Source organism: Sulfurivirga sp. (assembly GCF_015490265.1).
Taxonomy (GTDB): Bacteria; Pseudomonadota; Gammaproteobacteria; order Thiomicrospirales; family Thiomicrospiraceae; genus Sulfurivirga.
This window is the reverse complement of the sequence record NZ_WFYD01000070.1, coordinates 1-4,241: the sequence shown is the minus strand read 5'-3', so window position 1 is coordinate 4,241 and position 4,241 is coordinate 1. Positions and strand designations below refer to the sequence as shown.

The window sequence follows — 4,241 nt, the reverse complement described above, 5'->3', positions numbered from 1 at the left end:
TCCATCTTCTACGGTGACAAGCTGCTGACCACCGACAACCCGGAAGCCGACCGCGACCGCGCCCTGTTCGCCAAGCTGGGGCTGAAGATGCAGCATAGCGCCAAGGCCCATCTGGACGACGGTGCGGAGGTGGCCTGACCGTGACCCTGCGCCAGCGGCTGCAACAGCGGCTGGCGGCGCAGCGGGCCGCCGACCTGTGGCGCACGCCGCCGCTGGTCACCTCGCCGACGGGCACCCACATTCAGCTCAACGGCCGCCAGGTCATCAACTTTGCCGCCAACGACTATCTGGGCCTGACGGAAGACCCGGACATACGCGCCGCCGTGTGCGCCGATGATCAGGCCGGCTTCGGCAGCGGTGCGGCCCATCTGGTCAGCGGCCACCACCTGCACCACCACCTGCTGGAAGATGAACTGGCCGACTGGCTCGGCGTGGAGCGGGTGCTGCTGTTTTCCACCGGCTACATGGCCAATCTGGCGGTGCAGCAGGCGCTGGCGCAACGGGGCGACACCCTGATCCACGACAAGCTCAACCACGCCTCCCTGCTGGATGGCGCACGCCTGTCCGAGGCGGTCTTGAAGCGCTATCCCCATGTCGACATGAAGGCGCTGGCCCGACGGCTGGCCGCCGCCGAAGGGCAGGCGATCATCGTCACCGACGGCGTGTTCAGCATGGACGGCGATCTGGCCCCGCTGCCGGAAATCATGCGCCTGAAAGCGGCGCACAGCGCCTGGCTGGTAGTGGATGAGGCGCACGCCTTCGGCGTGGTGGGGCAGAGTGGGCGCGGCACCTTTGAACACTTCGGGCTGACAGCCGATGAAAACGTGGTGCGGGTGGGCACGCTGGGCAAGGCCTTCGGCGTGTTCGGTGCCTTTGTGGCCGGCACCACGGAAGTGATTGAGGCGCTCGTCAACTTCGCCCGTCCGTGGATCTATACCACCGCCCTGCCGCCGGCCAATGCGCTGGCGGCACGGGTTGCGCTGAAAAAGGTGCGGACGGCGGACGAGGCCCGCGCCCATCTGCGCCGCCTGATCGACCGTTTCCGCCGTGAAGCCGCGGGGCTGGGACTGACCCTCATGGCTAGCGCCACCCCCATCCAGCCGGTGTTGCTGGGAGAGGCGGCCCGGGCGCTCGCCTGGTCACGCAGGCTGTTTGAACGGGGTCTGCATGTGCCCGCCATTCGTCCGCCCACGGTGCCGCAGGGGCAGGCGCGGCTGCGCATCACCTTCTCCGCCCGCCATACGGAGGCGGATCTGGATCATCTGCTCGAAGCGCTGGAGGCCTGCTGCCGTGCTGAACCGTGAAACCCTCGGCCACGGGCCGCATCTGACCCTGATTCACGGCTGGGCCGCCGACAATGGCGTGTGGAAACCGTGGGTCGAGACGTATCTGGCGCCCCACTTCACCTGCCACCTGATTGAACTGCCCGGCTTCGGCGACAGCCCGCCGGTGGAAGCGGACACGCCGGAGGCCATCCGCACCGCCTGGCGGCAGGCGCTCATCGAGGCACTGCCCGATGAACCCACCGCCCTGCTGGGCTGGTCGCTGGGGGGTCTGATGGCGCAGGACATTGCCCTGCATGCGTCGGAGCGGGTCACGCATCTTGTCGGCCTGTGCACCACGCCCCGTTTCGTGCAGGCGGACGGCTGGCGTCACGCCGTGCCGCCGAGACTGGTGGGGGAATTCATCGAGACGCTGGCGCTGGATGTGGCCCTGCTGCTCAAGCGCTTCTGGATGTTGCAGTGGCGGGGCGACCCCAACGCCCGAAAACTCATGAAGCAGTTCGTGCAGGAGATGACATCACGCCGTCTGCCGAGCCTCACCGGCCTGCGGCAGGGGCTGGAGCTGTTGCGCACGCTGGACTTCCGCGCCGACCTGCCGCGTCTTGCCCAGCCCACCCTGTGGCTTCTGGGTGAGAAAGACCCGCTCATTCCCGCCGACTGGGTGCGCCAGCTGGCCGCCCTGCAGCCCCATGCCCGCGTTGAGATCATCCCCGGTGCCGCCCACCTGCCCTTCCGCAGCCATCCCGATCTCACCGCAGCCGCCCTGCGCGCCTTTCTTCTGAATGGGAAAACGGCGGTCAGATGATGCCGGCCATCATGCCCAGAAGGATGACCGTCGCATGGGCGAACGTGGCCGCGGCCACCCCCTCCGCGACATCATGGGTGCGCCGGAAACGCCAGTAGAAGATGAAGCAGAGCAGGCCGGTGAGAAAGACAAGCCCGCCATAGACGGGATAGACATAGGCTGCCGGATGCACCAGCGCGAACACGGCGGACGAGCCAAGCGCCGCCCTGACCACGCCCCACCTGCCGATCATCCATTCGGCCAGAAAGCCGCGGAAGATGATCTCCTCGACCAGCGCGGTCATGAAATAGAGGATGGCAAATTTCACAAGGAAGTGCGAAGGCACAAAACCGGCTGACCATGCGATGGCAAGCGTGGCCAGAAGCACGCCCAGCCCGCCGAAGAATAGGGCAAGGCTGCGGCGCACCGTCGTCGCGTCGGGCCTGGCTTCGCGCATCCATGCGGCAAGGAAGCCGATCAGCGCCAGCGCCCTGTCCATGTCGATATAGGCGTGCCATGCGGGCAGCTGGAGGTGCCACAAAGGCATCAGTTTGGCCGCGATCAGCGCGATGAAAGAGGCGGTGAGGACCTTTCTGCCGGCAGTCATGACCGAAATTTTTCCCGAGCATCCGAAAGCCGCTCATTTTATGCCGGGATGCGCTCCGTCAAGGTGATCGGATGTGCGTCGCAGGCCATGCCGGCATGCGCCGCGCTGCCTGAATGAAGCTGGCTTGCCCGGTGCTGGTAGGCGATAATCACCCGCCATGAGAACGTTGAACCGAAAGGCCGTCCGTCGGCATTTCTCCCGCGCGGCCGCCGCCTATGACGAGGCGGCGGTGCTGCAGCGCACCGTGGCGGAACGGCTGGATGAGCGGCTGGAACTGTTCACGCTGAAACCGGCGCGCATTCTGGATGTGGGCGCCGGCACGGGATTGCTGACGGAACACCTGCTGCGCCGCTACCCGCAGGCACAGGTGGTGGCGGTGGATCTGTCCGAAGCGATGCTGCGCTGGGCGCAAGGCAAGTTGCGCCGGCTGGGGGGCGTGTGGCAACGGCTGCGCGGGCGCTGTCCTGCCGAGCTGGTGGTGGCGGACGCCTATCAGCTGCCCTTTGCCGACGGAAGCTTCGATCTGGTGGTGAGCAACCTCATGCTCCAGTGGTGTGACGATCTGGACGCGGTGCTGTGCGAACTGCGCCGCATGTTGCGTCCGGAGGGGCTGGTGCTGTTCACCAGCTTCGGGCCGGACACGCTCAGAGAGCTGCGGCAGGCGTGGGCGGCGGTGGATGATCGTGAGCATGTGAATACCTTCATCGACATGCACGATGTGGGCGATGCGCTCATCCGCGCCGGCTTCGGCCAGCCGGTGATGGATGTGGAGCGCTACACCCTCACCTACGCCGAGCCCATGGGGGTGCTGAAGGATCTCAAGGCCATCGGCGCCACCTATTCCGCCGCCGACGGCCGCGGGCTGATCGGCAAGGGGCGGCTGCAGGCCATGCTGAAGGCCTATGAGGCGTTCCGTGACGCGGACGGCCGCGTGCCCGCCACCTATGAGGTGGTGCACGGCCACGCCTGGGCGGCACCGGAAGTGTTCAGGGGGCCGGATCGCCCTCGCGACGGCGTGCACGAGATGACGCTGGACGATTTCGTCCGTCAGGTGCGTGGCGGTTCATAGACCAGAATCATCGAAGGCACGCCGCTGGCGCGGTTGGGCCGGTGGCCCCGGTGCAGCAGCCGGAAGCCGAGCTTGCTCCAGAAGCGTTCCAGTCGCGGTTCTGATGCGCAGCTGACAGAGAGGAAATCCCCGTCAAGATGCGTCATGGCGTGGCGCACCAGCCGGGTGCCGATGCCGTGCCCCTGCAGCGCCGGATGCACCGCCACGCGGCTGATGCGCTGGCTGGGGCGTACAAGCCAGCGCAGGTCGCCTGTCACCTGCGCCAGCCGCTGGGCAGCCAGATGACCACGCACATGGCCGTTCACTTCACTTAGCCCACCTTCCGGCACCTGCCACAGCACGCCGACGATCCGTTCGTTCCATTCCGCCAGCCACACCGTGCCCGGTCCGTCCAGCAGCAGCATCAGGTCGGATGGGCGTGTCTGGTAGTGGGCCTGTTTCAGCAGGGAGAAGACCACAGGCAGGGTGTCCGTCTCATCCGGCAACCAGCGGCGCAGG

5 protein-coding genes and 1 pseudogene are annotated in these 4,241 nt (G+C 66.8%); 4 read left to right on the top strand and 2 right to left on the bottom strand.

Translation table 11 applies throughout. The features are described 5' to 3' along the window. The 3 genes and pseudogenes from F8K16_RS05135 to F8K16_RS05125 form a co-directional block, all read left to right on the top strand. Positions 1–138: pseudogene (locus F8K16_RS05135) on the top strand (hypothetical protein); the annotation flags it as partial. Positions 139–140: 2 nt separating this feature from the next. Next, positions 141–1,304 carry an 8-amino-7-oxononanoate synthase gene (gene bioF, locus F8K16_RS05130; RefSeq protein ID WP_367122725.1) on the top strand — a complete coding sequence of 388 codons (1,164 nt, stop codon included), beginning with the start codon at positions 141–143 and terminating at the stop codon, positions 1,302–1,304. Next, a complete protein-coding gene (locus tag F8K16_RS05125) occupies positions 1,291–2,088 on the top strand; it encodes an alpha/beta fold hydrolase (RefSeq protein WP_294947863.1) in 798 nt (265 codons plus the stop codon). The genes bioF and F8K16_RS05125 overlap by 14 nt, the downstream gene beginning before the upstream one ends. Here the strand turns inward: F8K16_RS05125 and F8K16_RS05120 are convergent. After that, positions 2,081–2,674, bottom strand: a complete 594-nt coding sequence (locus F8K16_RS05120) for a CPBP family intramembrane glutamic endopeptidase (protein ID WP_294947860.1) — start codon at positions 2,672–2,674, stop codon at positions 2,081–2,083. The genes F8K16_RS05125 and F8K16_RS05120 overlap by 8 nt on opposite strands. Positions 2,675–2,831: 157 nt before the next feature. On the opposite strand from F8K16_RS05120, the gene bioC reads away from it, so the two are divergent. Further along, the gene (bioC, locus tag F8K16_RS05115; RefSeq protein ID WP_294947858.1) at positions 2,832–3,743 is read left to right on the top strand and encodes a malonyl-ACP O-methyltransferase BioC; all 912 of its coding nucleotides are present in this window, start codon (positions 2,832–2,834) and stop codon (positions 3,741–3,743) included. Here the strand turns inward: bioC and F8K16_RS05110 are convergent. After that, positions 3,722–4,241: GNAT family N-acetyltransferase (locus tag F8K16_RS05110; protein WP_294947854.1), on the bottom strand; the 520-nt coding region annotated here is incomplete at its 5' end. The two genes, bioC and F8K16_RS05110, sit on opposite strands and share 22 nt — an antisense overlap.

Bases quoted from the DNA above. Each gene is read 5' to 3' on its own strand.
- bioC (WP_294947858.1), top strand. From the start codon at position 2,832: ATGAGAACGTTGAACCGAAAGGCCGTCCGTCGGCATTTCTCCCGCGCG.
- F8K16_RS05120 (WP_294947860.1), bottom strand. From the start codon at position 2,674: ATGACTGCCGGCAGAAAGGTCCTCACCGCCTCTTTCATCGCGCTGATC.